Annotated in this window: 25 protein-coding genes and 1 pseudogene; 11 read left to right on the plus strand and 15 right to left on the minus strand. The window is 65.1% G+C overall.

The features are described 5' to 3' along the window. Positions 1-73 precede the first annotated feature (73 nt). Positions 74-463, minus strand: a complete 390-nt coding sequence (locus U741_RS0101580) for a YchJ family protein (RefSeq protein ID WP_029888745.1) — start codon at positions 461-463, stop codon at positions 74-76. Further along, the gene (locus U741_RS0101585) at positions 463-1,065 is read right to left on the minus strand and encodes a DUF938 domain-containing protein (RefSeq protein WP_029888746.1); all 603 of its coding nucleotides are present in this window, start codon (positions 1,063-1,065) and stop codon (positions 463-465) included. The genes U741_RS0101580 and U741_RS0101585 overlap by 1 nt, the downstream gene beginning before the upstream one ends. 333 nt (positions 1,066-1,398) lie before the next feature. Here U741_RS0101585 and U741_RS0101590 point away from each other — a divergent pair, with 333 nt between their 5' ends. Further along, a complete protein-coding gene (locus U741_RS0101590; RefSeq protein ID WP_029888747.1) occupies positions 1,399-2,652 on the plus strand; it encodes a benzoate/H(+) symporter BenE family transporter in 1,254 nt (417 codons plus the stop codon). A 70-nt stretch (positions 2,653-2,722) separates the two neighbouring features. Here the strand turns inward: U741_RS0101590 and U741_RS0101595 are convergent, their stop codons facing one another. After that, the gene (locus U741_RS0101595) at positions 2,723-3,289 is read right to left on the minus strand and encodes a lipid-binding SYLF domain-containing protein (RefSeq protein WP_029888748.1); all 567 of its coding nucleotides are present in this window, start codon (positions 3,287-3,289) and stop codon (positions 2,723-2,725) included. 73 nt (positions 3,290-3,362) lie between these two features. Then, on the minus strand, positions 3,363-3,698 hold the full coding sequence (locus U741_RS0101600) for an arsenosugar biosynthesis-associated peroxidase-like protein (RefSeq protein WP_029888749.1): 336 nt from the start codon (positions 3,696-3,698) through the stop codon (positions 3,363-3,365). 143 nt (positions 3,699-3,841) lie between these two features. Here U741_RS0101600 and ttcA point away from each other — a divergent pair, with 143 nt between their 5' ends. Genes ttcA through U741_RS0101615 form a run of 3 tightly spaced genes read left to right on the plus strand, consistent with a single transcriptional unit; the run spans position 3,842 to position 9,818 of the window. Continuing rightward, the gene (ttcA, locus tag U741_RS0101605) at positions 3,842-4,711 is read left to right on the plus strand and encodes a tRNA 2-thiocytidine(32) synthetase TtcA (RefSeq protein ID WP_043110163.1); all 870 of its coding nucleotides are present in this window, start codon (positions 3,842-3,844) and stop codon (positions 4,709-4,711) included. Next, positions 4,711-6,456: an autotransporter assembly complex protein TamA gene (locus tag U741_RS0101610; RefSeq protein WP_029888751.1), complete on the plus strand. Its 1,746-nt coding sequence runs from the start codon at positions 4,711-4,713 to the stop codon at positions 6,454-6,456. The genes ttcA and U741_RS0101610 overlap by 1 nt, the downstream gene beginning before the upstream one ends. Beyond that, positions 6,453-9,818 carry a translocation/assembly module TamB domain-containing protein gene (locus U741_RS0101615; RefSeq protein ID WP_029888752.1) on the plus strand — a complete coding sequence of 1,122 codons (3,366 nt, stop codon included), beginning with the start codon at positions 6,453-6,455 and terminating at the stop codon, positions 9,816-9,818. The genes U741_RS0101610 and U741_RS0101615 overlap by 4 nt, the downstream gene beginning before the upstream one ends. Positions 9,819-9,865: 47 nt before the next feature. Here U741_RS0101615 and U741_RS0101620 read toward each other — a convergent pair whose 3' ends face one another. Both U741_RS0101620 and U741_RS0101625 read right to left on the minus strand, forming a co-directional pair. Beyond that, the gene (locus U741_RS0101620; protein WP_029888753.1) at positions 9,866-10,075 is read right to left on the minus strand and encodes a hypothetical protein; all 210 of its coding nucleotides are present in this window, start codon (positions 10,073-10,075) and stop codon (positions 9,866-9,868) included. Between the two features lie 60 nt (positions 10,076-10,135). Next, positions 10,136-10,816, minus strand: coding sequence for an alpha/beta hydrolase (locus U741_RS0101625; RefSeq protein WP_029888754.1), 681 nt, complete (start codon positions 10,814-10,816; stop codon positions 10,136-10,138). 51 nt (positions 10,817-10,867) lie between these two features. Between U741_RS0101625 and lptM the strand changes: the two genes are divergently transcribed. From lptM to polA, 3 genes are read left to right on the plus strand one after another with little or no spacing between them, the layout of a single operon-like run. Then, positions 10,868-11,080, plus strand: coding sequence for an LPS translocon maturation chaperone LptM (gene lptM, locus U741_RS0101630; protein WP_029888755.1), 213 nt, complete (start codon positions 10,868-10,870; stop codon positions 11,078-11,080). Beyond that, the gene (gene lysA / locus U741_RS0101635) at positions 11,080-12,327 is read left to right on the plus strand and encodes a diaminopimelate decarboxylase (RefSeq protein ID WP_029888756.1); all 1,248 of its coding nucleotides are present in this window, start codon (positions 11,080-11,082) and stop codon (positions 12,325-12,327) included. The genes lptM and lysA overlap by 1 nt, the downstream gene beginning before the upstream one ends. After that, positions 12,324-15,113 carry a DNA polymerase I gene (gene polA / locus U741_RS0101640; RefSeq protein ID WP_029888757.1) on the plus strand — a complete coding sequence of 930 codons (2,790 nt, stop codon included), beginning with the start codon at positions 12,324-12,326 and terminating at the stop codon, positions 15,111-15,113. The genes lysA and polA overlap by 4 nt, the downstream gene beginning before the upstream one ends. Before the next feature lie 522 nt (positions 15,114-15,635). Here the strand turns inward: polA and yihA are convergent. After that, positions 15,636-16,283: a ribosome biogenesis GTP-binding protein YihA/YsxC gene (gene yihA, locus U741_RS0101650; RefSeq protein WP_029888758.1), complete on the minus strand. Its 648-nt coding sequence runs from the start codon at positions 16,281-16,283 to the stop codon at positions 15,636-15,638. Between the two features lie 91 nt (positions 16,284-16,374). Here yihA and U741_RS0101655 point away from each other — a divergent pair, with 91 nt between their 5' ends. From U741_RS0101655 to U741_RS0101665, 3 genes are all read left to right on the plus strand, one after another. Then, positions 16,375-17,004 carry a c-type cytochrome gene (locus U741_RS0101655; protein WP_029888759.1) on the plus strand — a complete coding sequence of 210 codons (630 nt, stop codon included), beginning with the start codon at positions 16,375-16,377 and terminating at the stop codon, positions 17,002-17,004. Between the two features lie 92 nt (positions 17,005-17,096). Then, positions 17,097-17,738 carry a thiol:disulfide interchange protein DsbA/DsbL gene (locus U741_RS0101660; protein ID WP_029888760.1) on the plus strand — a complete coding sequence of 214 codons (642 nt, stop codon included), beginning with the start codon at positions 17,097-17,099 and terminating at the stop codon, positions 17,736-17,738. Positions 17,739-17,759: 21 nt separating this feature from the next. Beyond that, entirely contained in the window at positions 17,760-18,767 is a 1,008-nt protein-coding gene (locus U741_RS0101665) for a M14 family zinc carboxypeptidase (protein WP_235199851.1), read from the plus strand. Here U741_RS0101665 and mnhG read toward each other — a convergent pair. The 8 genes and pseudogenes from mnhG to U741_RS0101705 form a co-directional block, all read right to left on the minus strand. Further along, positions 18,709-18,975: pseudogene (gene mnhG, locus U741_RS19920) on the minus strand (monovalent cation/H(+) antiporter subunit G); the annotation flags it as partial. The gene U741_RS0101665 and the pseudogene mnhG sit on opposite strands and share 59 nt — an antisense overlap. Beyond that, positions 18,972-19,274 carry an MrpF/PhaF family protein gene (locus tag U741_RS0101675; protein ID WP_052378397.1) on the minus strand — a complete coding sequence of 101 codons (303 nt, stop codon included), beginning with the start codon at positions 19,272-19,274 and terminating at the stop codon, positions 18,972-18,974. The pseudogene mnhG and the gene U741_RS0101675, both read right to left, overlap by 4 nt. Then, positions 19,271-19,753 carry a Na+/H+ antiporter subunit E gene (locus tag U741_RS0101680; protein WP_029888763.1) on the minus strand — a complete coding sequence of 161 codons (483 nt, stop codon included), beginning with the start codon at positions 19,751-19,753 and terminating at the stop codon, positions 19,271-19,273. Before U741_RS0101680 ends, U741_RS0101675 begins: the two co-directional genes overlap by 4 nt. After that, positions 19,750-21,243, minus strand: a complete 1,494-nt coding sequence (locus U741_RS0101685) for a Na+/H+ antiporter subunit D (RefSeq protein WP_029888764.1) — start codon at positions 21,241-21,243, stop codon at positions 19,750-19,752. Before U741_RS0101685 ends, U741_RS0101680 begins: the two co-directional genes overlap by 4 nt. Then, complete coding sequence (locus U741_RS0101690; RefSeq protein ID WP_029888765.1) at positions 21,240-21,575, minus strand: Na+/H+ antiporter subunit C; 336 nt, start codon at positions 21,573-21,575, stop codon at positions 21,240-21,242. Before U741_RS0101690 ends, U741_RS0101685 begins: the two co-directional genes overlap by 4 nt. A 17-nt stretch (positions 21,576-21,592) precedes the next feature. Next, the gene (locus U741_RS0101695) at positions 21,593-22,033 is read right to left on the minus strand and encodes a Na+/H+ antiporter subunit B (protein ID WP_029888766.1); all 441 of its coding nucleotides are present in this window, start codon (positions 22,031-22,033) and stop codon (positions 21,593-21,595) included. Next, entirely contained in the window at positions 22,030-24,312 is a 2,283-nt protein-coding gene (gene mbhE / locus U741_RS0101700; protein ID WP_029888767.1) for a hydrogen gas-evolving membrane-bound hydrogenase subunit E, read from the minus strand. The genes U741_RS0101695 and mbhE overlap by 4 nt, the downstream gene beginning before the upstream one ends. A 49-nt stretch (positions 24,313-24,361) precedes the next feature. Continuing rightward, positions 24,362-25,036 (minus strand): Rossmann-fold NAD(P)-binding domain-containing protein, encoded by a 675-nt coding sequence (locus U741_RS0101705; RefSeq protein ID WP_052378398.1) that lies wholly within the window; start codon positions 25,034-25,036, stop codon positions 24,362-24,364. A 116-nt stretch (positions 25,037-25,152) separates the two neighbouring features. Between U741_RS0101705 and U741_RS0101710 the strand changes: the two genes are divergently transcribed. Next, positions 25,153-25,572 (plus strand): HIT domain-containing protein, encoded by a 420-nt coding sequence (locus tag U741_RS0101710; protein ID WP_029888769.1) that lies wholly within the window; start codon positions 25,153-25,155, stop codon positions 25,570-25,572. The last annotated feature ends 6 nt before the right edge of the window (positions 25,573-25,578 follow it).

Genomic DNA, 25,578 nt, shown 5'->3' on the forward strand with positions numbered 1-25,578 from the left:
CGAGCGGTCCATTCGGGGCGCACTCGGGTCAGCGCACCATGGCGCGTGAACCGGCAGACCGCCACTATGGGCTTTAGCCTTCCGCGCCCTCAATCTTGCCGTCCAGATACCACCACAGTCCGTGCACGCGAACGAAGCGGCTGGTTTCGGTCATCCGCTCGGCCTTGCCGCCGCCCACCCGCCAGCGCGCGGTGAACTGCACCGTGGCCTGGTCTTCGCCGTAATGCTTGACCTCGCTGATCTTAAGCCCCAGCCAGGTCGTGTCGGCATCAAAATCGACCTTGGGCGGCCGGCTGGCGGGATGCCAGGTGCCGAGCAGCACCGCCGCGTCACCGCGCGTGTAAGCGACGTAGCGCGCGCGCATCAGCGCCTCGGGGCCGTCAGGCGGGACGTCGGTGGACCAGCGGCCACAGCATTGCAACCAAGGGCCGCCCCCGCAGGGGCAAAGGTCGTCATCTTTCATCAAAGGGTTTCCTTGCGCCGCCAGATCAGGCAGCGGTTATCGGCCGGCATTTTATGGGTGGCGACTCGCTGCAAGCCTGCGGCCGCCGCCAACGCCTCCACGGCCTCCACATCACGCAGGCCTCGGTAGGCCGCGCCAACACGCAGGCTCGCATCAAAGTCTTCGTCATTCGGACTGACGAATTGACCCCCCTCGCGGAACGGGCCGTAAACCACCAACAGACCCGCAGGTCTGAGCAGGCCGCGCATGGCCGCCATGAGTGCCTCAACCGCCGGCCACGGCATGTAATGCAGGGTGTTGGCGGTGTAGACCGCGTCGAACGGACCGGCCGGAAATGCATCCACACCAATTTCTAGCGGCAGCGGCCCGGCGGTGTTGGGCAGGGCCGCGTCGTCCAGCCACATGCGGATACCGGGGTGATGCGCCCGCTGGTCGGCCGTGGTCCAGTGCAAGTGCGGTAGTGCGCGGGCAAACGCGACGGCGTGTTGCCCGGTGCCGCTGCCCACTTCGAGCACGCTGTGCAACTCGGCCAACGCGTCGCGCAGTACGGCGAGAATGGGCGCGGTGTTGCGCTCGGCAGACGGCGCGAACGGTTTGGTCATGGGCGTGGGGTCAGAGCGCCAGGCGTCCACGGGAGGGCTCCATACGCGCGGTGGGGCGGTGATTGATGGCATCGATCAGCATGGCGCTCAGAATAACGTGACGACGCGGCACACACTGCCCATCAGCACCGCAAACTCGTACGATCCAGTGCAGCGCTTCCAACAGAGTATTGGAGATGGTGAGTGCGATTGAGTGCAGATCGACGCGCGAACAGGATAGATAGCGGCCCCTATAGCGACGATGAGCAATGAAGAAATGTACTCAAGCGCGCTGCCAGAACGAATGAATTGTTGGAAGCGCTGCACTAACCACAATAACGACGGGGTACGCGCGTGAAACTGGAAAAAGGAGTGGGCTTTTCGGGTGCTGTGGGTGATTTCAAGGCGCAGGTCAGCTCGCGCAACATTGGGTCTGGCGTGGTGGCCGGTATCTTCGGGCTCAGCGCTGGCGTCATTCTGATCAGCGTCGGCACCGCCGCTGGGCTGGGTTCCGACCTGATCATGAAGTGGGTGACCAGCGTCTACGTCATTGCCGGACTCATGGGCATTCTGCTGCCCATCTACTACCGCATGCCGCTGCCCATGGCGATCTCGGTGCCGGGCGCGCTGCTGTTCGTGGCGACCATTGCTTCACAAGGCCTGGGGCCGACCTTGGGGGCGACACTGGTGGCGGGCATCATCGCCTTGATCATCGGCCTCTCGGGCGCGATGGGCATGGTGATGCGCATCATGCCCATGCCGGTGGTGATGGCCATGGTGGCCGGCATTCTGCTGAGCTTCGGCTTGAACATGGTGCGGCCGCTGGGCAGCGCGTTCGTCCCGGCGGTGATCATGATTGGCAGCTTCCTGCTGGCGACCCGGTTCATCCCGAAAATACCAGCCGTCATCGTGACCCTCGCCGTTGGGGTCGTCTACTTGCTGATCACCGGTGTGGACTTCAGCTCGGTGCGCTTCGTGGTGGACTACCCGCGCTTCGTGATGCCGGAATTCACGCTGAGTGCCATTCTCGCCTACGGCATACCGCTGGCGGTGATTCTGGTGGGCATGGAAACGCCTGCTGCGGTGGGTATTCTGCGCAGCCAGCAGTACCTGAGCATTCCGGCCAACAGCATCACGGCGGTCAATGGCGTGGGCAGCATTATCTCGGCGTTCTTCCACCTGCACACGGCGTGCATCTCGGCGCTGATGTTGGCGATGTGCTCGTCACCGGAAGCGGGCAAGCATTCGGGCCGCTGGATTGCCGCGTCCATTGCCGGGCTGATCTGGCTGGTGGGCGGCATCATCTACGGCAGCTTGGTGACGGTGTTTCAGGTCACGCCGGCCTACTTCATTGCCATCATTGCCGGTCTGGCGCTGGCACGGGTGCTGTATTCACTGATGAGCACAGCGTTCAGCGGGCGCTTTCAGATGGGGGCAATTTTCGCCTTCCTGATTGCCGCCTCGGGCATCCAGATTCTCGGTATCGGCGCGGCATTCTGGTCGCTGGTGTTCGGCGCCATCATCTCGCTGATTGTCGAGCCGCAGGACTTCAAGACCGGCGAAAGTGTCATCGAGGATGACCCACAGAAGGCGCCCTCGCGCGATTGACACACAGCAAAAAGCCCCGGCACGAACGGCCCGTGCCGGGGCTTCATGACGCCAACCGAAGGTCGACCGATCAGCGTTCGATGCGGCTTACCTTGGTGCCTTCGATGCTCAGACTGGCCATAGCGCCCTGTTGTCCGAAGGCGAAGGCGTAGGCGTCTTCAGTCAGCGTCGAGGTCGACAGATTTTTGGCGACGCCTTCGTTGACCACCACCAATGACGGGCCAACGCCCAGCTCCCAGCCCTTGGTGCGCTCAAGCTGGCTCAGGGCTTCGTCGTTCATCAGAAACACCACGTAGCTGTACGTCTGCGCGCCTGCCTGCAGGCCCCAGGAACCAGACACCGAGTTGTAGTAGTCAACGACGGCACCGTCCTTTTGAAGTACGCCTTCGCCGTAAGCACCACCGAAGATCAGGCCGGCCTTGATGATGCTGGGAAAGATCAGCACGGCTTGTGCTTTTTCAGCCACGCCGGCCGCCGCCGGGTTGTTCTCGATCAGCCGCTCCAAGGCTTGCGCGGCGTCGCGGTCAAGTTCGGCCGCAGTGGACGCCGCCTGCGAGGTGACGCTGAACAGCCCAAGACACAGGCTGACAACGGCGAGAAAGCCCAGGGTCAGCGCCCCGTTGCGAAAAATGGTCATCACGATCACCCCTTCAAAAATGAACTGCGAGCCCGCATCAGGCGCTCAGGCTGGCGACTGTCGGCTGAACCGATCACATCATCAACTCATCAAGCCGGTTGCTCATCTGCACGCTGTGCACCAGGGTGATGCCGGCCTTCATCGCGGCTGCGACGTGCACCGCCTCGCGCATCTGCTCGGGATTCGAGCCGGCCTCAAGGCAGGCGGTGGTGTACGCGTCGATGCAATACCCGCACTTTTCGCTGTGGGCGATGGCCAGCGCAATCAGGGATTTTTCACGCTTGGTCAGGGCGCCGTCAGTGGCTGTGACCTTGCCGTAGTAGTCGAAGAAGGCGTCAGCCAGGGGCTTGGCCTGTGCGCCGATCTGGCCAAACTTGGCAAGGTCTTCGGAGTTGAAATAGCTGGGCATGCATGCTCCTTGGGGTCGCCGTCGAAGTGGGCATCCAAAGCCTACGCCGAAGCGTTAAACACGGGCAGGACCGTTGTCAGGTCGGCTTTTGCGCCACCGTCCGTACAATACGAACTCCAACGCATCTCTGAAGGCCCGTGGTCATGTCGGCTGTCGCCATTCCTGTTGAACATCTGCTGGCCACGCGGCGCGACCAACTCGATGCCAACAAGCTCGCCAAGCGCATCCGCCGGCAAGTGGGTCAGGCGATCACTGACTACAACATGATCACCGAGGGCGACAAGGTGATGGTCTGCCTGTCGGGCGGCAAGGACAGCTACACCATGCTCGACATGTTGCTGCAACTGCAGGCCAAGGCGCCGGTGCGCTTCGAGTTGGTGGCGGTCAATCTGGACCAGAAGCAGCCCGACTTTCCTGAAGACGTGCTGCCGCGCTACCTCAAAGGCTTGGGCGTGCCGTATCGCATCCTCGAGCAAGACACCTACTCGGTGGTGAAGCGGGTGATCCCCGAGGGCAAGACCATGTGCTCGCTGTGTTCGCGGCTGCGACGCGGCGCGCTCTATACCTTCGCGGAGGCCGAGGGCTTCACCAAGATCGCCCTCGGCCATCACAAGGACGACATCGTTGCGACGTTCTTGCTCAATATGTTTCACGGCGGGCGCCTGGCGGCCATGCCACCCAAGCTGCAATCGGACAATGGCAAGAACTGTGTGATCCGGCCGCTGTCGTATGTGCGCGAGCGCGACCTCCAGACCTACGCCGACCACAAGGGCTTCCCCATCATTCCGTGCAACCTTTGCGGCTCGCAGGAGCAACTCCAGCGCAAGCAGGTGCGGCGGATGATGGACGGCTGGGAGGCCGAGCACGGCAACCGTATCGAGCAGGTGTTTGCCGCCCTGACCAATATTGCCCCCAGCCAGCTTGCCGACCGCAACCTGTTCGACTTCGCGACCCTGGGCGGGGATGCTGCTGGCGCGCAAGACTGGCTGATGGCAGGGGCCGACCCCGACTGATGCATTTTCGGGCCGCTCTGCTGGTGGCGCTGTTTGCCTACCCCCTCGCCGCCTGGGCAGACGCGCAGCCCTTCGCGGTGACGATTGAAGGCCTGGGCAAGGGCTCTCTGTTACGCAACATCCAGGCACAACTCGCCATCCGCACCGCCGTACGCGCCCAGACCGATGAGGCGCCCCTGTCCGATCGCCGCCTGCGCGCGCTCAATCGCCGTGCCGAGGACGACATCCGCGGCGCCCTCAACCCGTTCGGTTACTACGACACCGAAATCACCAGTGACTTTGACCTGGGCGAGCGCCGTGCGACCTACACCATCGTCACGCTCGGGCCGCGCACCGTGGTGCGCGACATCAGCATCCGCATCGAGGGTGACGGCAAGGACTTCCAGCCGCTGAAAGACGTGCGCTCACGCCTGCGCATGCAGCCCGAGGAGCCGCTGCGCCACCAGCGCTACAACGCCGACAAGAATAGTTTTTCGCTGGCAGCCTTCGAGTACGGATTTCTCGACAGCCGCTTCCTGGTCAGCGACCTGTGGGTGTACCCCGACGAGCAGGCCGCCGACATCGAGTGGCGCTTCGACACTGGCACCCGCTGGCGCTTCGGCGAGATCAGCGTGGAAGCGGACAACATCGATGAAGACGTGATTCGCCGATATTTGACCATCACCGAAGACAATTATTTCTCGCCGCGCGACGTGCTCAATACCCAGCTCGCGCTCAGCGACCTTGGCTACTTCGCCCAGGTCGATGTCGTTCCGGACCGCGACAACCAGTCCAACACCCACGTGCCGATGACGATTCGCACCACGCCGATCAAGGATCAGCTTTACTCGGCCGGCATCGGCTACGGCACCGACACCGGCGCGCGACTGTCCTTGGGCGCCGAGTTCCGCCGTCTGAACCGTCGTGGTCACAAGCTGCGCAGCGACATCCGCCTGTCGGAAGTGCAAAACCGCGCCGGGGTGGAGTACCGGATTCCCTTGGGCAGCAAGAATGGCGAGTTTCTGTCGTTTCACACCGGCTATATCGACGAGGAGTTCGACGAGGGCGAAACCGAGCGCTACGAGATCGGCGCCGCGCTGACCCGCGAACCGGGTGACTGGAGCCGTCGCACCTACATCACCTACGAGATCGAAGAATCGCGACTCGGCAACCAGTTCACCGACACCGATCTGCTGATGCCCGGCGTCTCATTCACCCGCAGCGAGCTCGACGACCCCATCCATCCGCGCAACGGGTGGTACGCGTTCATTGACGTGCACGGTGCATCCGAAGATGTGCTGTCGACCACCACCTTTTTGCAGTCGCTGGTGCAGGGGCGGTTCGTGCTGCCGCTGTGGGACACCGCGCGGCTGCTGCTGCGCGGCGAGTACGGCGCCACACTCAACAACGAACTGGCCGAACTGCCGGCCTCGCAGCGCTTCTTTGCCGGTGGCGACCAGAGTGTTCGCGGCTACGCTTACCGCTCCATTGGCCCGCGTGACGAAAGCGGCGAGAACATTGGCGGCGAGTACATGACCACGCTCAGTGCCGAAATCGAGCAGACCGTGTGGGGCAACCTCGGCGTTGCCGCGTTCCTCGATGCGGGCGGTGTCGACAACAAGCCGGGCCCGGCGCTGAGTCAGGGTGTCGGGGCCGGCCTGCGATATCGCGCGCCCATCGGCTACGTCAATCTCGACCTTGCACACCCGCTACGCCGACCGGAAACCGGCGTGCGGTTGCACCTCGGCATCCGGGTGGGCTTGTGATTTACCTCGTTCGACTGTTTTGGGGCGTGCCGGCGCTGCTGCTGCTGGCGCTGCTGTGGGTGCTGAGCTCGACTGCGGGCTCGCAACTCGTCCTCGACCAGGCCTCGAAGCACAGCGGGGGTCTGCTGGACGCGGGCGAGGTCACCGGGGGTCACTTGTTGGGACGACTGACGGTTGACCGGCTGGCGATCCGCACGCCAGCCGCTGAAGTTGATCTCAGCGATGTGCTGCTCAACTGGTCGCCGCTGTCACTGCTTCGCCTTCGCGCGCAATTTGACGAGCTGACAGCCACGTCCATCGACCTGCGTCTGCTCGAAGTCGACACACCCCCCGAGGAGACCGAAGCGCCGGGCACACCGCCGTCGCGGCTGCCGATGAACATTGTCGTCAGCAAGCTGGCGGTGGGCACCTTGACCGTGACACCGGTCGAAGGCGCGCCGATACAGATTCGCGACATCGCGGTCCACGCGGATTGGATCGGCACCCAGGTTCAGATCCACCAACTGGCACTGGACTGGGTCGATCAATTTCCGTTGTCGGTCAAGGCAAGTGCTGACCTCAGCGATACCGGCGTGACGATTGACCGACTCATCGTGACCGCGCCGCTGGCCGCGACACTGCAGGGTCGCTACGACTGGGACGGCGCTTTCGCCGCAGATCTCGGCTGGGTCGACGCACGCTGGCCGGTCAATGCCGACGCTCCGGCGCTGTTCGAGAGTCCGGAGGGTCGCCTGCAGATCGACGGCCGGCCCGAGGCCTACAAGGTCACGCTCAACGCCCGGGCCAATTCGCCTGACTACGCCGGCGGTATTGTCCTTGAGGGCGAAGGGGGCCTCGAAGAAATTCGCCTCAGCACGCTCGACGTGAAGGCGCTGGAAGGTCGCGCCCAGGCCAGCGGTCGGGTGCGCTGGACGCCGGCGCTGGACGTCGACGTCACCGCGCGCATGGACAACATCAATCCGGGTGTCATCGCACCCCAGGCCCCCGGCCGCATCTCGGGGACGATTGCGGCGCAGGGCGGCCTGGACGCCGACAATCCACTGCGCTTCAAGGCCGACATTCGTGACAGCGAGCTCCTCAACCAGCCCTTTGCATTGACCGCCGCGGGCGGCTGGGACCAGACCCGTGAGCAGTTGACCCTCGAAAGCGCACGATTGAGCCAGGGCAAAACCGTGCTCACTGCGGAGGGGCGTGCCTGGCCCACCCTGGCCCTGACCACGCGACTCGAGAGCAGCGACCTGTCGACCCTGCTGCCCGAACTGCGCGGCCGCATTTCGCTGGATGCCAAGGTGGACGGCGAACCCACCCTGCCGTCGGTGACCGCCAACGGCGAGGGTCGCCTGCTGGGCTGGACTGACCAAATCAATATAGCCGAGCTGCAGCTTGGCGGGCGCTTCGACCCCAGCGGCAATATCGATTTGCGTCTGGAAACCACGGGTATCAGTGGCGTTGCCGAGGTTGACCGCGCACAGCTCACCGCGCGCGGTAGCTTGGCCGACCACCGCCTGCAGCTCGACGTCGATGCCCCCATGGGTGATGCCGCAGTGGCACTCGCGGGGGCGGCCGACCTAGACCGGCAGCGCTGGCAGGGCACGCTAGAGCAACTGCGGCTGGCGGTGCCCAGAGCACCGGTAGTGGCACTGGAAAACCCTGCCCCGCTGACCCTGTCGGCTGACGCGACCCGACTCCAGGGCGCCTGCCTGTTGGGCGCCGACGAGGCAAGGGACCAGATCAAGGTCTGTATCGATGCCGATGTCACGCCCGAGCGGGTCCTCGCCAACCTGCTCCTCGACGCGCTGGACTACGCCCTGCTGACACCGTTCATGCCCGACGGCATGAGCCTCAGCGGCAGCGCTGCCGGGCGCGTCGATCTGCAGCTGCCGACCGGCGGTGCGCCCGAGGTTGACGTCGATCTCGAGACCCGGCAGGGCGCCTTCGAGATTCGTAATCGCGCCGCGTTGACCCTGCTGCCGGGACACATCCGTGCCCTCGAGAATGCCGAAGGCCTGCGCTTGGACGCCGACCTGCCCACGGCAGATGGCGGTCTGAGTGCCGCGTTGTCAGCGGCACCCGGCGATGACCCGCTCAGCCGCGCGCTGTCCGGCACGGTCAACGCCAAGCTCACCGACCTGGACTGGATCAACCGCCTTACCGGCGAAATTGAAGAGCTCGAAGGCGAACTGGCCATCGATCTTGATCTTGCCGGCGTCCTCGGCGCGCCTGAAGTGGGCGGCCGGGTTGCGCTGAGCGTCCCGAGGGTCAGCGTGCCGCAGGCGGGCATCACCCTGCGTGACACGGTCGCGGAGATCTTTCCCGACGGCGGCACCCAGGCGCGGGTGGCGGTGCGGACCCGCGCGGGCGACGGCGACATCACCATTGACGGCGATATCGGCTGGCCCGAGGGCACCCCGCAACTGGCGCTGAACATCACAGGGCGCGACGCCCAGGTTGCCGACCTGCCCGACGCCCGGGTGTGGATCAATCCCGACCTGAAGATCGGCCTCGCCGACAACCGTCTGGAGGTCAGCGGCCGGATCGACGTGCCGCGCGCCGAGATCACCCCGCGTGGCGGCGGCGATACGGGCATCGGCCCCACGGCAGACCAGATCATTGTTCGCGACGGCGACCAGCCGGCCTCAGAGCCGTTGATGGACGTCATCGTCAATGTCACCGTGGCGCTCGGCGATGCCGTGAGCTTCAGCGGCTTTGGCCTGAAAACGCGCTTCGCCGGCCAGCTCAATGCCCGTCAGCAGCCCGGGCAACCGGTCACCGGACGCGGCGAGATTCGCCTGGTTGACGGTCGCTACAAAGCCTACGGACAGGACCTTGAAGTGACCACCGGACGGGTGATCTTCTCAGGCGGACCGATCACCGACCCCGGACTCGACCTGCGCGCCATTCGCGAACCGCGGCCCGACATCGAGGTCGGCGTCACGGTTCGTGGACGGCTCGACAAGCCGGAATTCGCGCTGTTCTCCAACCCGTCCATGCGCCAGGAAGAGCAGTTGAGCTGGCTGGTGCTGGGACGCGGCCTGTCAACCGGCACCGGCGACGACCAGGCAGCCCTGTCGGGTGCAGCGCTGGCATTGGGCCTTTCGGGTAGCGACTTTCTGGCGCAGCGCCTCAAGGGCGGGTTGGTCGACGATATTTCCATCGGCACCAGCCCCGGCGATGACCCCGACGAAGCACGCCTGACCGTGGGCCGCTATCTGACCCCCGAGCTGTACATCAGCTACGGCGTCGGCTTGTTCCAGCCTGGCCACGTGTTCCGCCTGCTCTACGACATTGGCCGCGGCTTCCAGCTACAGACCGAGACCGGCGTCGCCACCGGGGCTGACCTGCTCTACACGCTGGAGCGGTGAACAGAAGCGGCCGGATTGACAGTGCGCTCATCTTCGTCCTCTTCGACTCAATAAACGTCTTTTGACGAAGTGGTTTTGCCGCCCGGCGACACATCAACCGATGGGAAGCCCTTTCGAGCCTTAAGGTTGGGCTGACTGCGCTTGATACCCTCGCGCATCAGCTCCGATACGACCGCGCCCAGCGTCCGCCCTTCCGCCACCGCAAGTTGCTTGGCATGGGCATGGACATCGTCTTCCAGTTGCAGGGTGATACGCATGAATCTGTCTGAAGTGCGAGCTCACCGAGCATCGTCTCGCACCGCACATCACGCATCAAGTCACGGTCGGCCCAGCACCTCGCCCAACCAGCGCCCGATCTCGGTGATTTGTTCAAGGCAGACCTGATGCGCCATTGGGTAGGCGCGCCACTGCGGGGCAAAGCCCAGCGTGGTGATTTGCTCGGCGGCCATTTGCCCCAGTGGCATGGGCAGCACCGGGTCGTGCTGGCCGTGCATGACCATGATGGGCAAGTCGCGCGCCGTCAGATCGTCGGCGGTGAGCACCGCGTTGGCGCCGGGCAGATAGGTCGACAACGTCAGCAGGCCGGCGAGTCGCGGCGTGTGGCGCAGCGCGGTGTGGTAAGCGATGGCACCGCCCTGCGAGAAGCCGGCGACGACGATACGTGCAGCCGGGACCCCGCTTTCGATCTCGCGCGCAATACGCCGCGCCAGACGCTGACGCGAGGCCGCGATGCCGGCGTCATCAACGGCGCCGTTGCGATCGAGCGTGGCAATGTCGTACCACGCGCGCATCGACATGCCGCCGTTGAGTGTTACTGGCCGCACCTCGGCGTGCGGAAACACGAAGCGGACGCTGTGCCCGGCGTGCAGGCCCAACTCGGGAACGATGGGCACGAAATCGTGGCCGTCGGCGCCCAGTCCGTGCAGCCAGATCACGCAGGCATCGGCAGGCTGAAGGGGTTCAAGGCGCACTTCAAGATCGGATTCGACAGGGGTCATGGGCAGGCTGGCTTGGCGGGATCGGGCGCGGGTTGCGCGTAAACTGGGCACATGATCACACGACCTTTCCGCACGGCGCTGACGGTGCTGCTCGGCAGCCTGGCGCTGGCGGCCTGCGGCCAGAGCGGCGATCTGTACCTGCCCGGCGAGGCGCCCGCGTCGCAGCAGCCACCGGTTCAGACCCGCCCCAGCCCAACCGCCGCGCCCGAGCCCACGACCGCGCCAACCCCCGAACCCACTCCGCGCCCCGAGGCGTTGCCCTGATGGATGCTTTCACCCCTCGCGACGGCGTACTGCACGCCGAATCCGTGCCCTGTCCAGCCATTGCCAAGGCGGTCGGAACGCCCTGCTATGTCTATTCGCGTGCAGCGCTGACCGCCGCCTACCGCGCCTTTGACGAGGCGCTGGCCGGCCACCCGCATCAGATTCATTTTGCGGTGAAGGCCAATTCCAACCTTGCCGTGCTGGGTGTGCTGGCGCGGCTGGGCAGCGGCTTCGACATCGTCTCGGGTGGCGAACTGCAACGCGTACTGGCGGCCGGCGGCGACGCGGCCAAAACCGTGTTCTCGGGCGTCGGCAAGACCGAAGCCGAAATGCGCCTCGCGCTAGATGCGGGCGTCGGCTGCTTCAACGTCGAGTCGGCCTCGGAGATGACGCGCCTCAACCGCGTGGCGCTGGCAATGGGCAAGGTGGCGCCGTTGGCGCTGCGGGTCAATCCGGATGTCGATGCCAACACCCATCCCTACATCTCCACGGGCCTGAAGCAGAACAAGTTCGGCGTCGACTTCGACATCGCCGAAGCCCTGTACGCCGAGGCTCAGGCGCTGCCAGGGCTGCGCGTCGACGGCATCGCCAGCCACATCGGCTCGCAACTGCTGACACTGCAGCCGTTTCTGGATGCCTTGGACCGCGTGCTGACCCTGGTCGACCGTCTCACCGCGCGGGGCATTGTCATGCGACACATCGATGTCGGCGGCGGGCTCGGCGTGCGCTATCGCGATGAAGCGCCGCCCACACCGGCGACGTGGGCGGCGGCGGTCACCCGCAAACTGGTCGGCCGCGGGCTGGCGCTGCACACCGAGCCGGGCCGTGCCATTGCCGCCAACGCCGGCGTGCTGCTGACTCGGGTCGAAGCACTGAAAGCCAACGAGGTCAAACATTTCGCCGTGGTCGACGCCGCCATGAACGACCTGCTGCGGCCGGCGCTGTACAACGCGTGGATGGACATCGTTCGTGTCGATGCTGCCAGCGAGGCGCCGCTGCAAACCTACGACATCGTTGGCCCTGTGTGCGAAACCGGCGACTGGTTGGGCCGCGAGCGGCCGCTGGCGCTGGCCGAGGGCGACCTGCTGGCGGTGCGCTCGGCAGGTGCTTACGGCTTCACCATGGCCTCCAACTACAACTCGCGTGGCCGGGCGGCCGAGGTGATGGTCGACGGCAAACAGTTTCATGTGGTGCGTGCACGCGAAACCTTCGACGACCTGATTCGCGGCGAGCGCCTGCTGCCATGAGCACGACCGAACGCGGCGCCCCGCTGATTCTCATCGATGGCTCGTCGTGGCTGTTTCGCGCCTTTCACGCGCTGCCGCCGCTGACCAGCGCCGAAGGGGAACCCACCGGCGCGGTGTTCGGCTTCTTCAACATGCTGCGGCGGCTCAACAAAGACTATGCGCCGGAGCGTATCTGCGTGGTCTTCGACCCGCCGGGCGACACCTTTCGCAACGCGTGGCACCCCGAGTACAAGGCCAATCGTGGCGAGACGCCAGAAGACCTGAAAAGCCAGTTCCCGCGCATTCGCGAACTGCTGGGCGCCATGGCGATGCCGGTGGTCACCGTCGACGGCGTCGAAGCCGATGACGTCATTGGCACGCTCACCGCACAGGCGCGTGCCGCAGGGCTGGACGTGCTGATCGTCAGCTCCGACAAAGATCTTGCCCAGCTGGTCGGCGCCGACGTGCACCTGCTCGACACCATGAAAAACCGGCGCATGGACGCCGGCGGTGTGGTCGAGAAGTTTGGCGTGCGGCCCGAGCAGATCATTGACTACCTGACCCTGATCGGCGACACCAGCGACAACATTCCCGGCGTGCCCGGCGTCGGCCCCAAGACCGCGGCCAAATGGCTGGCCGAGTACCAAACCCTCGACGCCTTGCTGGCCGATGCCGACAACATCAAGGGCAAGATCGGCGAACGCCTGCGCGAGGCGATGGGCCACCTGCCGCTGTCGAAAAAGCTGGTGACGCTGGTCTGCGACGTGGCGCTTCCGGTGACCTTGGACGCGCTGGTGCCTGGCGCCGCCGATCAGGACCGCGTCAATGCCTTGCTTGACCGGCTGGGCTTCAAGGGCGCGCGCGAACTGCCGCAGCGCGACGCGGATGCGCCCAAGCCGCCCGCGCCCGATGCAGCCACCGTCATCACCGCGCCCGCCGCGACGACCGACGACGTGCCGGCCCCTGCGCAGGTCGATACCGAAACCGATTGCGTGCTCCGCGAGGCGCAGCTCGACGAGTGGATTGCCCGGCTTGAGGGCGCGTCACTGATCTGCATCGACACTGAGACCGATGCGCTGGATGCCCATCAAGCGCGGCTGGTCGGTATCGCGCTGGCCACCGAGCCCGGCAAGGGCGCTTACATTCCACTGGCGCACCGCTACCTCGATGCGCCAGACCAATTGGCCATGGATCGCGTCGTTGCCCGGCTCAAACCGCTGCTCGAAGACCCGACCCGCGCCAAGCTGGGGCAAAACCTCAAGTACGACCTGAACGTGCTGGCGCGGCACGGCATCCGCCTGCGCGGCGTGCTGCACGACACCATGCTGCAAAGCTACGTGCTCGACGCCGGCAGCCACCGTCACGACATGGACTCGCTGGCCAAGACCCACCTCGATTTCACCACCACCTCGTTCAGCGATGTGGCCGGCAAGGGCAAGACGCAGCTCACCTTCGACCAGGTCGCGCTGGAGCAGGCCGCGCCCTACGCCGCCGAAGATGCGGACATCACCCTGCGCCTGCACGGCGTGCTGCACCCGCGCCTCAGTGCCGACCCGCAGTTGCTCAAGGTGTACGACACGCTGGAACGGCCACTGATGCCGATTCTGGCGGCGATCGAAGCCCGCGGCGTGCGCATCGACCCCGACAAGCTCAAGACCCTCAGCGCCACGTTGCACGACGGCATGGGCCGACTCGAGGCCGAGGCCTTCGAAGCGGCCGGCGGACCGTTCAACCTCGGCTCGCCCAAGCAGATTGGCGCGCTGCTGTTCGATACGCTCAAGCTTCCGGTGAAGGCGCGCACGCCCAAGGGCGAGCCGTCCACCGCCGAAGACGTGCTGGAAGAGCTGAGCGCAGAGCACCCGTTGCCGCGGCTGATTCTCGACTGGCGCAGCCTGTCGAAACTGCGCTCGACTTACACCGAAACCCTGCCGCAGATGGTCAACCCGACCACCGGCCGGGTGCACACCAGCTATCACCAGGCTGTCGCCGCCACCGGGCGGCTGTCGTCGTCCGACCCCAACCTTCAGAACATTCCCATCCGGACCGAGGCCGGACGCGAAATCCGCAAGGCGTTCATCGCCGCCGACGGCAAGGCGCTGCTGGCCATCGACTATTCACAAATCGAACTGCGGCTGATGGCGCATTTCTCGGAAGATGAAAAGCTCATCGAGGCCTTCGTCAGCGGTCAGGACATTCACCGCGCCACCGCCGCCGAGGTGTTCGGTGTGGCGACCGACACCGTCAGCGACGAGCAGCGCCGCGCCGCCAAGGCGATCAACTTCGGCCTGATCTACGGCATTTCGGCGTTCGGACTGGCGCGCAACATCGGCGTGGCGCGCGGTGAGGCAGCGAGCATCATCGAGCGATTCTTCGACCGCTACCCCGGCGTCAAGGCCTACATGGACGGCACCCGCGCCAAAGCGCACGAGCAGGGCTTTGTCGAAACCTGGTTCGGGCGACGACTGATGCTGCCCAACATCAAGGCTCGCAACGCTGCCTTGCGCCAGGGCGCCGAGCGCATCGCCATCAATGCGCCGCTGCAAGGCACCGCCGCCGACCTGATCAAGATGGCGATGATTGACCTTGAAACCTGGCTGGCCGAAACCGCGCCCGACATTCACATGACGATGCAGGTCCACGACGAACTGGTGTTCGAAGGCCCGGAGGCGGCGCTGCGCCAACATGCCCCGGCCATTGCCACGCGCATGTGCCGTTTGACCCCCTTGAATGTGCCGCTGGTCGCCGACTTCGGCATCGGTGCGCATTGGGATGCCGCACACGGCGGCGATGGCAGCGCAAGTAGCTGATCGAATTCGATATTTAGTTTGAATGAGACGGCCGACAGATGTGCCCGGTGCGAACACCGCGCGTGCCAAGTCACTGATTTTGTTGAGCGTGGATCGGGCGGTGAACGCGGCGAAGGTCGGTGCTTGAAATTGTCCGCGAACCGCCCTGAACTTTCCCCTTGAACCGTCGTCTGACTTAGCGAGAGGCAACCCTCCCTTGTTGCCTCTCCCGCCTTCACTCCCTGGGCGGTTATTCCGGCTCCCCCCAACGCCGGAATTTGGTCACCCGACGGTTTCCCCGAGCCGTCGGGTGTTTTTTTGAGCGCGATTTGCCGGCATGCGCAATCAATCACAAATTTAATTGGGCGGCCGCCGAACTTCCCCCCGGCCGGGCCGTCTGATCTAGCGAGAGGCAGCCCTCCCTCTGCCTCTCCCGCCCCCCCCTCCCTGGGCGGACAATTCCGGCACTCCCCAGCGCCGGAATCTGGTTACCCGACGGTTCCCCCGAGCCGTCGGGTATTTTTTTGGGGCCTTGCCTGCGCGTCAGCCCGCCTCGGGTGCCTCGTCAGCGGCCAATGGGTGTCCGGCAGCATCAATGCCCAACCACATCATCAGGTGCTCGCGTGCCGGCTCAAGCCCGGTGCGGGCAGTGGCCGAGAACAAGGCCACCGAGCAGGCCGGCTGCTCGCGTTCGGCCAAGGCCTTCTGCACCGTCAACAGGGTGTTCTTGGAGGCGCCATAGCCGAGCTTGTCGGCCTTGGTCAGCAGCGCGTGAATCGGCATGTGACGCGCCTTTGCCCAGTCGAGCATCTGCGTGTCGAAATCGGTCAGCGGATGGCGAATGTCCATGATCAGCACCACCCCCGCCAGGGTTTGCCGCACCTGCATGTACTGCTCGATGAGTTTGCCCCAGTCGCGCCGCACCTGGCCGGGCACTTGCGCGTAGCCGTAGCCCGGCAAGTCAACGAAGCGGCCGCCGGGCACTTCAAACAGGTTGATGAGCTGCGTGCGGCCAGGTGTTTTCGACACCCGCGCAAGGGCACGCAGGCCGCACAGGGTGTTCAGCGCCGACGACTTGCCTGCATTGGAGCGCCCGGCAAAGGCGATCTCCGGGAGCGGGTCATCGAGGAGCTGCTCGATGCGGGCGCAGGACAACATGAAGGTGGCGCGCGCAAATGGGTTCTGTGACATGAGGCCTTGAGTGTAGAATTGCGGATTCTTCTGAACCTTATACCCGGTCGGTGCCTGCTCGGCGCATCGATCTTTCCGGAGCCCCAACAAAATGAAGCGTTTGGTCCTTGCCCTTGTACTGTGCGCCCCGCTGCTCGCTGTTGCAGAAACGTCGGGCGACCTGTTCACCCGTGGCGATGCTGCCAACGGCGAGAAACTGGCGGGCACCTGCGCCGCATGTCACGGCCCGGCGGGCGTCAGCGGCAATCCCGAATGGCCGAGTCTGGCCCAGCAAAACGCGCAATACACCTACGAACAGCTCAAGGCTTTCAAAGAGGGCGTGCGCAACAACCCCCTGATGTCATCGCAGGCCGCCGGCCTGTCCGATCAGGACATGCGCGACCTGGCAGCCTATTTTGCCGAGCAAACCTACAAGCCCGGTGTCGCCAGTGAAGAGGCCGTGGCCGTCGCCGAGCCGCTGTACCGCGCGGGCGATCTGGAACGCGGCATCATGGGCTGCGCCGGCTGCCACGCGCCCAACGGCGTCGGCAACCCGGCCACGGGCTACCCCAAGCTCGCCGGTCAGCACGCCACCTACAGTGCCCAGCGACTGCGCGCCTACCGCAGCGGCGACGGCATCGACAGCGCCAACGGCAAGATCATGGCGGCCATCGCGGCCAAACTCACCGACGAAGAAATTGACGCACTCGCCTCGTATCTGAACGGGCTTCAGATTCGGTAAAGGCGCTGGCGGCTATCCCACAGCCTCGCATCCCGACGCGCCGGCGCTTCGTGACCCACCGAGCCCCGGCGCGCTTTCATCAGGAGATCAGCATGCTGCTACGTGTCATCGCCCTGGGCCTCAGCGCCCTGACGTTTGCCTGCTCGGCCGAGTCCCCCGCAAACTTTTCGGCCGGCAAGGATTACCGCGAAGTCCGCGACGTCCAAGCCCCTGCCGACCCGGCCAAGATCAGCGTGCAGGAGTTCTTCTGGTACGGCTGCAATCACTGCTACAACTTTGAGTCCAACCTGACGCCGTGGAAGAAGTCGCTGCCGGCCGACGTGCAATTCGAAGCCGTGCCCAACAGCCTGGGTCGCCCGGTCGGCGTGCTGCACAGCAAGGCCTTTTACACCGCCGAGACCCTGAAGGTGATGGACGTCATGCACGAAAAGCTGTTTCAGGCCATGCACGTACAGCGACTGCAATTGTCCACCGACGCGCAGATTGTCGGCTTATTTGAAGCCCACACCTCGCTGATGCCTGACGTGGTGCAAAACACCTTCAATGGCTTTGCCGTAGACGCCCGGGTGCGGCGCGCCGAGAAGCTGTCACGCGATTTCGGCGTGAGTAGCACCCCCACCGTGGTGGTCGGCGGCAAGTACTACACCAACCCGTCGATGGCCGGTGGATTCGATGAGATGCTGGCCATCACCGACCATTTGATCGACAAGGTGCGTGCCGAGCGCGAGCGGTAAGCCTCGGTGACGGCACGCATCATGACCCGGCGACTGGCCGGGTTTTTTTTGCTGGCGATTCTGTCGATGACGGTGCCGGCCGCAGCGTCAGTGCCGGTTGCGCTGGGCACTGTGGCACAGGCCTGCAGCGCGTTCGCCCAACGTCTGCGCAGCGTCGACGAGGGCGATTGCAAGGCGCTGAACCTGATCAACGATGCCGGATCGCAAAGCGGGTTCCCGCTGCTCTACCAAGACTTTCTGCCGCGACCCGAGCGCAAGGACGCGCCGCGCATCCTGATGATCGGCGGCATGCACGGCGACGAGTTGACCACGGTGAGTCTCAGCTTTTTGTGGATGAAACGGCTGCAGACCGAGCGCCTGCAGCCGTTTCATTGGCGGGTGATGCCGGCCTCCAACCCCGACGGCCTGCTCGAGCGCCCTGCGCGACGCATGAACCGCCGGGGCATCGACCTGAACCGCAATTTTCCGTCTGCAGACTGGGCGGCGCGGGCCCAGGATTACTGGCAGCGCCGCACCGGTGCCGATCCACGCCGTTTTCCAGGCCCAGCCGCGCTGTCGGAACCCGAGGCGCGATGGGTGGCCGCACACATCGAGGCGTTCCGGCCACACGCGATCGTCAGCGTTCACGCCCCTTATGGCCTGCTCGACTTCGATGGGCCGCAGACCCCGCCGCGCCGCTTCGGGCCGCTGCAGCTGCGGCAACTCGGCACCTTCCCAGGCTCGCTGGGCAATTACGCGGGGGTCGACCTGGGGCTGCCGGTGATCACCCTGGAGTTGCCGCATGCGGGCCTGATGCCAAGCCCCTCACACGCCCGGCGCATCTGGACCGACATGCTCACCTGGCTGACCGAGAATCTTCCGAAGCGGGCGTATTCGGCATGGCATCCGCCGTTGCGTCTTCCGACCGGCCCTGAGGCCGAAGCTGACCCTGAAGGTCGTCTTTCAGCGTTCCTTCCCACAGCTTTGCGCCCGTCAGATAGCCGGCATGACCCACTGCGTGCGCTGCAACCGGTGTGGTCAACAGAATGAAAAACAGGATGGCGATGGCGCGCACCTGAATATCCAACTCGGAAAACTCCAAAGTCACGCCGATCAGCATCAGCCCGGCGCCAAACGCCCCGGCCTTGGTGGTGGCGTGCATGCGGGTCATCAGGTCCGGCATGCGCACCGAGCCTACGGCGGCGAGCAGCATGAACACCGAACCCAGAATCATGATGATGTGACCGACGACAATCATGGGCGCGTCTCCGAGCGGTCTTGCTGGCCTTGGCCCAAGGTGGCACGTCGCACCAGGTAGCGTGAGACGCCAATGGCAGCCAGAAAGCCGGTCAGCGCCAGCACCAGCGCCACGTCCAGCGCCTGCGGCACCTTGAAAAACACCGCATAGCTGGCCAGAACGCCGATCAGGATGCTGGCGATCACCTCCAGCGCCACCACCCGATCAGCCACGGTCGGCCCCCGCACCAGACGGACACAGGCCAATGCCAGGGCCAGTCCCAGACAGGTAAAGATGGTGGTGGCGACCAGCGGTGTCATCGCATCAACTCCAGCAACCGGGTTTCCAGTGTTTTCAGTTGCGCCAGGGTTTCGGCTTCATCATCGAGGTACATCACGTGCACGAACAACGCGCTCCCGTCCTCGTCAACGTCCAGCGACAGGGTCCCGGGCGTCAACGAGATCAGGTTGGCCAAAAAGGTGATCTCACCCGGCGTGTTGGCCTCCAGTGGCATGCGAATAATCGCGGGGCGCATCAGGTGGGTGGGCGTCACCACGTCGTAAGCGACCCTGAGATTGGACATCAGCATGTCCTTGAGAAATCGCAGCAGAAACACGAACGCCAGCGGTACCCGGCGGGCATACGCGCGAAAGCGCGGATCAAACGCATCCGAGGCCAGCGCGAAGGCCAGAACGCCGAAGCCCATGACGAAACCGAGCGTCAGGTTGGGCAGGCTCACATCCCCGGTGATCAGCACCCAGACCAACATCAGGCTCAGGTTGTAGACATAAGGGGTCATGGCTGCTCCGGTGACAACACCGCCTCGATGTAAGCGCTGGGGTCCATCAGCTGCGCACTGGCCCGCTCAGCCAGTGCCCACAAGGGTTCGACTGTCAGGCCAATCCACAGGGTGCCGGCCGCCAGACCCAGCATCACGATCCAAAGCATGACGGGCAGGCGGGCGGTGCTCAGCGGGCGATCTTCGGGGGCGGCTTTCCAGAACACGTCGCCCCAGATACGCATGACCACCAGCAGGGTCAGCACACTGCTGATCAACACTGCGGCCACCAACCACCAGGCCTCTGCGCCCGCACCGGCCTTGAGCACCAGCAATTTGCCCCAGAAGCCCGACAGTGGCGGAATACCGCTCAGGGACAGCGCCGGGACCAGAAACAGCAGGGACAGGGCGGGACGCGCCGCCCACAGCCCGCCCAGATGCTCGCGCCGATAACTGCCGCTCAAGCGGTAAATGGCGCCGGACAGGAAGAACAGATTCGACTTCATCACGATGTGATGCGCGAAATAAAACACCCCCGCCGCCAGCGCCAACGGCGTGAACAGGGCCAGCCCCATCAACATGTAGCCGATCTGACTCACGTGCAGGAATGCGAAGGTACGACGGATGTCCTGCTGCGCCATGGCGCCGAGCGCGCCAATGACCATGGTTAGCCCTGCGGTCAGCGCCAGCCAGCCGTGGGTCCAGGCCACGTCCTGGGTAAAGACCAGCGTGAAAGTGCGGTACAGCGAATACACCCCGACCTTGGTCAGCAAGCCCGCGAACAGCGCCGAAACCGCCACCGGTGCGGTGTGGTAACTCGCCGGCAGCCAGAAAAACAGTGGGAACGCCGCCGCCTTGATCGAGAACGCGATCATGAACAGCATGGCCACCAGGGTCACCGGCGCATCCTTGCTCAAGGCTGGCAGCTTGACCGCTAGATCAGCCATGTTCAGCGTGCCGGCCAGCCCGTAAAGCAGGCCCAGCGCGGTCAGAAACATCGCCGATGAGAACAGGTTGAGCACCACGTACTTCAGCGCGCCGGCCATCTGCGCGCGTTCCTGCCCCATCGCCAGCAAGGCAAAACTGGCCAGCAGCAAGATCTCGAACCAGACGTACAGATTGAACAGGTCGGTGGTCAGAAACACCCCCGACACCCCGGCCAGCAGCAGGTGCATCAGCGGGTAATAGCCGCTGCGCTCCATGCGCACCGCGATGGTCGGCAGCGAATACAGCGCCGTCGCAAAGCCGGTGATGCCGGTCATCAACACCATCAGTGCCGAGAGCAGGTCGGCGGCCAGCGTGATGCCGTAGGGCGCGGGCCAGCCGCCGACGGGTAGCACCTGGATGCCGTCGCTCCAGACCGCCATCAGCAAATAAATCGCCGCGAGCAACTGTCCCCCGGTGCCGACCAACGCAATCCAGCGCTGGGCGCTGCGCGAGGACCACGCCATCAACGAGACCGCACCCGCGGTCATCGGAATCAGGAACGGCAGCGCCACCAGCAGACTCATTGCTCGGCGTCCTTGAGCTCGTCGAAATCATCGACGCCCAGCACTTCGTGCGCACGACGAATCAGCACCACCGCAAACGCCAGCACACCAAAACCGATGACAATGGCGGTGAGGATGAATGCCTGCGCCAGCGGATCGGCGACCAGTCCGTCGGGCACCTTGGCGCCTTCCGGCACCAGTGCCGGCCGCCCAACATTCAGGTCAGCGGCGACAAAAATCAGCAGGTTGGCCGCGTTCGACAGCAGCACCAGGCCGAACAGCGTCTTGGTCAGCGAGCGCCGCAACATCATGTAAAACGCGCAGCTGTAAAGCCCACCGATCAACAGCACCATCCACGGGTCGGCAGACATCACTCCTCCTCGGCTTCGGCCAGGGTCAGCACGAAGGTCAACACCGCGCCGACGACCACCAGATAAACACCCAGATCAAACAGCAGCGGCGTGCCCAGGTGCAGTTCACCAAACACCGGCACGGTGATGTCGACCCAGCGACCGATGAACAACGGCCCGCCCGTCAGCGGCCCGATGAACCCGGAAAACAATGCCACCAGCAGCCCCGCACCCATCAGGCTACGCGGGTCGATCCGCAGCACGTTGCGCGCCGACCGCATGTCGGTGGCAAACAGGTGAAGCGCAATCGCCGAGGCGGCCACCAGCCCCCCGATGAAGCCGCCGCCGGGCTCGTGGTGACCGCGCAGCAGCAAGAAGATCGACAGCAGCAGCAGCAGCGGCAGCAACAGTTGCGACGCCGCCTTGAGGATGATCGAGGTTGAGCCCGGCTCGCGACTCATGATGGGTCTCCCCCCGGCTCGGGTTTGGACTTGAGCAGCGCGTAAACGCCGACGGCGGCCAGCGCCAGAACGAAGATTTCACCCAGGGTGTCGAGCGCGCGGAAGTCAACCAGAATCACGTTGACGATGTTGCGCCCGTGGCCGCCGGGCACCGACTCGGCAATCAACCACTCGGAGATCGCCGGTGGCGTCGGCGACACCATCACCTGCCACAGAACCAGCGACAGCACGCCGCCACCCACCGTCGCCAGCACCAGATCGGCATAGCGCTGCGGCGGCTTCGACAGCTGTCGCATGCGCGGCAGGCGGAACAGGATCAACACCAAGAGGATGGTGGTCAGCGTCTCGATCATCACCTGGGTGATGGCCAGGTCAGGCGCCGAAAACCACATGTACAGCAGCGCAATCCCGAAACCCACTGCGCCCAGAATCAGCGCCTCGCTCAACGCATCCGTGACGCGAATCGCAATGATCGCCATCACCAGAATGCCCACCGCCAATGCAATGGGTACCGACAACGTTATCGTCGCCATCGGCCAGGCCAGCTCGGCCTGACTGCGCAAGAACAGGGTCGACATCAGCAGCACAATGGTGCTCAGCAGGGTCACCGCCACGTAGCGGCGAAGCAACCCGGACTGCAACCGCGCGGTGATCTCGGTCGCCAATCGCTGCACCCACGTCAGCAGGGCGTCGTAGCCCTGCTCCGGCCCGACGCGGTCCAGCGCCTCGGCGCCCGCGGCGAGGCGGCGGGTTCTGGGCCACAGCCACCACACCACCGCCGCGATGGCCAGCGAGCTAAGCGAGGCCAGAAATGCCTGATTCACGCCGTGCCAAAGCGCCAGTGGCGTCGGGTCGCTGGCACCGACGGCGCGCGCTGCGTCCAGCAGAACGCCGTCTGCCAGCCCCGGCACCAGCCCGAACGTCAACCCCAGACTGGCCAACACCACCGGCCCCGCCAGCAGCCATGCGCCGGCCTCGTGGATCTTTCCCGAGTCCTTGGGGGCACGTGATGGGCCCATGAACGGACGAAGCGCAAAGGTGATCAGCATGCCGCCGACCACGCCGGCCGCGACAATCGCGGCGCCCGTCACCCAGGCGCTATGGTCGAGGGCGGACGCCAGCAACAGTTCTTTGGCAATGAAGCCGAACCACGGCATCAGCCCGGCCGCCGAGGCTGCCGCCAGCAACGCCGAGCCCCAGGTCCACGGCAGCAGGCGCCGCATGCCGGCCACGGCTGACAGGGCTTTGGCGCCGGTTTCGTGGGTGATGATGCCGGCCAGCATGAACAGCGCGCCCTTGTAAAGCGCGTGCGCCAACAGGAAGGTCACCGCCGCCTGCGCCTCGCCCATGCCGATCAGCAGGGTCAGCGTGCCCAGTGCCATCACCGTGGTGTAGGCCAGCACCTTTTTAAGTTCGTCGGAGCGAAAGGCCATCAACGCGGCGAACACCGCCGTGAAGGCTCCCAGCGGCACCAACCACGCCCAGCCCGGATGCGCGCCCAAGGTCGGATGCAGCCGCGCCAGCAGAAACACCCCGGCCTTGACCATGGTCGCCGAGTGCAGATAGGCCGACACCGGCGTTGGCGCCGCCATGGCGTTGGGCAACCAGAAGTGGAACGGAAACTGTGCCGACTTGGTCACGCAGCCCAGCACCACCATCAGCAGCGCCCAACCGGACCACGGATGACTGATCAGCGTCTCGCTGAGCCCTGGCCACTCCGACAGGCGATAGGTGCCGGCGATGCCACCAAAAATGATCAGCCCAACCAGCAGACACAAACCGCCGGCCACGGTCACCACCAAGCCCTGCAGTGCGGCCTTGCGGGCTTTTTCCTGCGTGTGATCGAAGCCGATCAGCAGGTAGCTGGTGAGGCTGGTCAGTTCCCAAAAGATGAACAGCAGAATCACGTCGTCGGCCAGCACCAGACCCAGCATCGCCGTCATGAACAGCAGCAGGGTGGCCATAAAACGCGGCTGGCGCGGGTCTCCTTCGAGATAGCGCGCGGCGTACGCGACGATCAACACCCCGATGCCCAGCACCAGTCCCGCCATGAGCAGCGACAGCCCGTCCAGGCGGAACGCCGCCGCAATGCCGAGACCGGGAATCCAGTCATGCACCTCGAGACCCGTCGCATCGCCGCCAAGCGCGATGTTGATCAGCATGGCAAGGGCGACCCCCGGCACGGCCACCAAGGTGAACACGCCGCGCCCTTGCGCCAGACCGCTGATCCATGGCGCGAGCACCGCGCCGAGCACGATCACCGCCAGCATCAGCAGCATGCGGCACCTCGACGTAAGCGCCATTGCAGCGCCTGTGGACCAAACGCCCTCACAGCGTCGAGACCTGCCAACCGCGACCGTCAAAATGGTGGGCGAAATGGCCCGGTGTCGGCTGCCACAGGCACGCCAGCATCCGCTTGGCGACCGCACTCGCACTGACCGCCCGATAGCGCGCGAGACGGCCGCGCAGCAGTGGCGCCATGAAGGGCGCCAAGGCCTGCCCCACCGCCTCAGCGGGACGCGATGACGGGCGAGAGGCCAGCAGCAGCGAGGGTCGCATCACATGCACCTGCTCAAATCCAAGGGCAAGAATACCGGCCTCCATCTCGGCCTTGCAGCGCAGGTAGAACGATGACGCCGAGGCTGCTGCACCCACCGAACTGACCACCACCGCTTTGCGGGCACCTTGCGCGCGTGCCTCGGTCGCGCGGGCGAGCACCGCCTCGACATCCACCGCGCGAAACGCCGCCTTCGAGCCCGCCTGCTTGAGTGTCGTGCCCAACGCGCTGACGAACGCGTCGACCGGCGCCTGCAACACGCCGTCGGCAAACGGCAGGGCATGCCAGTTGCCTTGTGCCGGCGTCACGTCGCGCCGCTGCCAGGCCCAGACCCTGACCTGATCGGCCGCCGCGTGCAGGTGCTGCGCCAACGCCTGACCGACGGCCCCGGTGGCGCCCGCAAAGGCGATCCGAAGTGGCAAATCGGTGGGTTCAGGGTTGACCATATGGCTCGAGTGTACCTGCGCGCCTCGAATTGTTGCGGCCCGCAACGCGGCCTTGAGCGTCTACCATTTGCAGACCGCATCACCCTTGTTGCGGCACCGTCGCCACCGGATCCGGCATGCCCACGTTCTCGATTGACCCACGACTCGCCGCCGACACCCTGCCGCTGCTGGAGGCCGCGCTGTGCAGCATTCGCCTGATGAACGATGCGCGTTACCCATGGCTGATACTGGTCCCGCGCCGCGCAAACCTTCGCGAGCTATTCGAGCTGAACGACTCCGACCTCGCCCGCTTCTGGTTCGAGTCGGCCACGGTGTCACGCATCTTGATGGCGCACGCACAGGGCGAAAAGCTCAACGTCGCGGCCTTGGGCAATGTCGTGCCGCAGTTGCACGTACACCACGTGGTGCGCTTTGCCAGCGACGCTGCCTGGCCGGCGCCGGTCTGGGGCCGGCACCCGTCGCTGCCCTATGCGCCGGAGGCGGCGCGACAGCGCATCGACGCCTTGCGCCATGACCTGCAGGTACTGCGCGCCTGAACCCCG

This window comes from Polycyclovorans algicola TG408 (assembly GCF_000711245.1).
Lineage (GTDB): Bacteria > Pseudomonadota > Gammaproteobacteria > Nevskiales > Nevskiaceae > Polycyclovorans > Polycyclovorans algicola.

What these genes read in the sequence shown, in the direction of transcription:
- U741_RS0101580 (WP_029888745.1), bottom strand. Translation starts at nt 463, where the DNA reads ATGAAAGATGACGACCTTTGCCCCTGCGGGGGCGGCCCTTGGTTGCAA.
- U741_RS0101585 (WP_029888746.1), bottom strand. Translation starts at nt 1,065, where the DNA reads ATGACCAAACCGTTCGCGCCGTCTGCCGAGCGCAACACCGCGCCCATT.
- U741_RS0101595 (WP_029888748.1), bottom strand. Translation starts at nt 3,289, where the DNA reads ATGACCATTTTTCGCAACGGGGCGCTGACCCTGGGCTTTCTCGCCGTT.
- U741_RS0101600 (WP_029888749.1), bottom strand. Translation starts at nt 3,698, where the DNA reads ATGCCCAGCTATTTCAACTCCGAAGACCTTGCCAAGTTTGGCCAGATC.
- ttcA (WP_043110163.1), top strand. Translation starts at nt 3,842, where the DNA reads ATGTCGGCTGTCGCCATTCCTGTTGAACATCTGCTGGCCACGCGGCGC.
- U741_RS0101610 (WP_029888751.1), top strand. Translation starts at nt 4,711, where the DNA reads ATGCATTTTCGGGCCGCTCTGCTGGTGGCGCTGTTTGCCTACCCCCTC.
- U741_RS0101620 (WP_029888753.1), bottom strand. Translation starts at nt 10,075, where the DNA reads ATGCGTATCACCCTGCAACTGGAAGACGATGTCCATGCCCATGCCAAG.
- U741_RS0101625 (WP_029888754.1), bottom strand. Translation starts at nt 10,816, where the DNA reads ATGACCCCTGTCGAATCCGATCTTGAAGTGCGCCTTGAACCCCTTCAG.
- lptM (WP_029888755.1), top strand. Translation starts at nt 10,868, where the DNA reads ATGATCACACGACCTTTCCGCACGGCGCTGACGGTGCTGCTCGGCAGC.
- lysA (WP_029888756.1), top strand. Translation starts at nt 11,080, where the DNA reads ATGGATGCTTTCACCCCTCGCGACGGCGTACTGCACGCCGAATCCGTG.
- polA (WP_029888757.1), top strand. Translation starts at nt 12,324, where the DNA reads ATGAGCACGACCGAACGCGGCGCCCCGCTGATTCTCATCGATGGCTCG.
- yihA (WP_029888758.1), bottom strand. Translation starts at nt 16,283, where the DNA reads ATGTCACAGAACCCATTTGCGCGCGCCACCTTCATGTTGTCCTGCGCC.
- U741_RS0101655 (WP_029888759.1), top strand. Translation starts at nt 16,375, where the DNA reads ATGAAGCGTTTGGTCCTTGCCCTTGTACTGTGCGCCCCGCTGCTCGCT.
- U741_RS0101660 (WP_029888760.1), top strand. Translation starts at nt 17,097, where the DNA reads ATGCTGCTACGTGTCATCGCCCTGGGCCTCAGCGCCCTGACGTTTGCC.
- U741_RS0101665 (WP_235199851.1), top strand. Translation starts at nt 17,760, where the DNA reads ATGACCCGGCGACTGGCCGGGTTTTTTTTGCTGGCGATTCTGTCGATG.
- U741_RS0101675 (WP_052378397.1), bottom strand. Translation starts at nt 19,274, where the DNA reads ATGACACCGCTGGTCGCCACCACCATCTTTACCTGTCTGGGACTGGCC.
- U741_RS0101680 (WP_029888763.1), bottom strand. Translation starts at nt 19,753, where the DNA reads ATGACCCCTTATGTCTACAACCTGAGCCTGATGTTGGTCTGGGTGCTG.
- U741_RS0101685 (WP_029888764.1), bottom strand. Translation starts at nt 21,243, where the DNA reads ATGAGTCTGCTGGTGGCGCTGCCGTTCCTGATTCCGATGACCGCGGGT.
- U741_RS0101690 (WP_029888765.1), bottom strand. Translation starts at nt 21,575, where the DNA reads ATGGTGCTGTTGATCGGTGGGCTTTACAGCTGCGCGTTTTACATGATG.
- U741_RS0101695 (WP_029888766.1), bottom strand. Translation starts at nt 22,033, where the DNA reads ATGAGTCGCGAGCCGGGCTCAACCTCGATCATCCTCAAGGCGGCGTCG.
- mbhE (WP_029888767.1), bottom strand. Translation starts at nt 24,312, where the DNA reads ATGCTGCTGATGCTGGCGGTGATCGTGCTCGGCGCGGTGCTCGCGCCA.
- U741_RS0101705 (WP_052378398.1), bottom strand. Translation starts at nt 25,036, where the DNA reads ATGGTCAACCCTGAACCCACCGATTTGCCACTTCGGATCGCCTTTGCG.
- U741_RS0101710 (WP_029888769.1), top strand. Translation starts at nt 25,153, where the DNA reads ATGCCCACGTTCTCGATTGACCCACGACTCGCCGCCGACACCCTGCCG.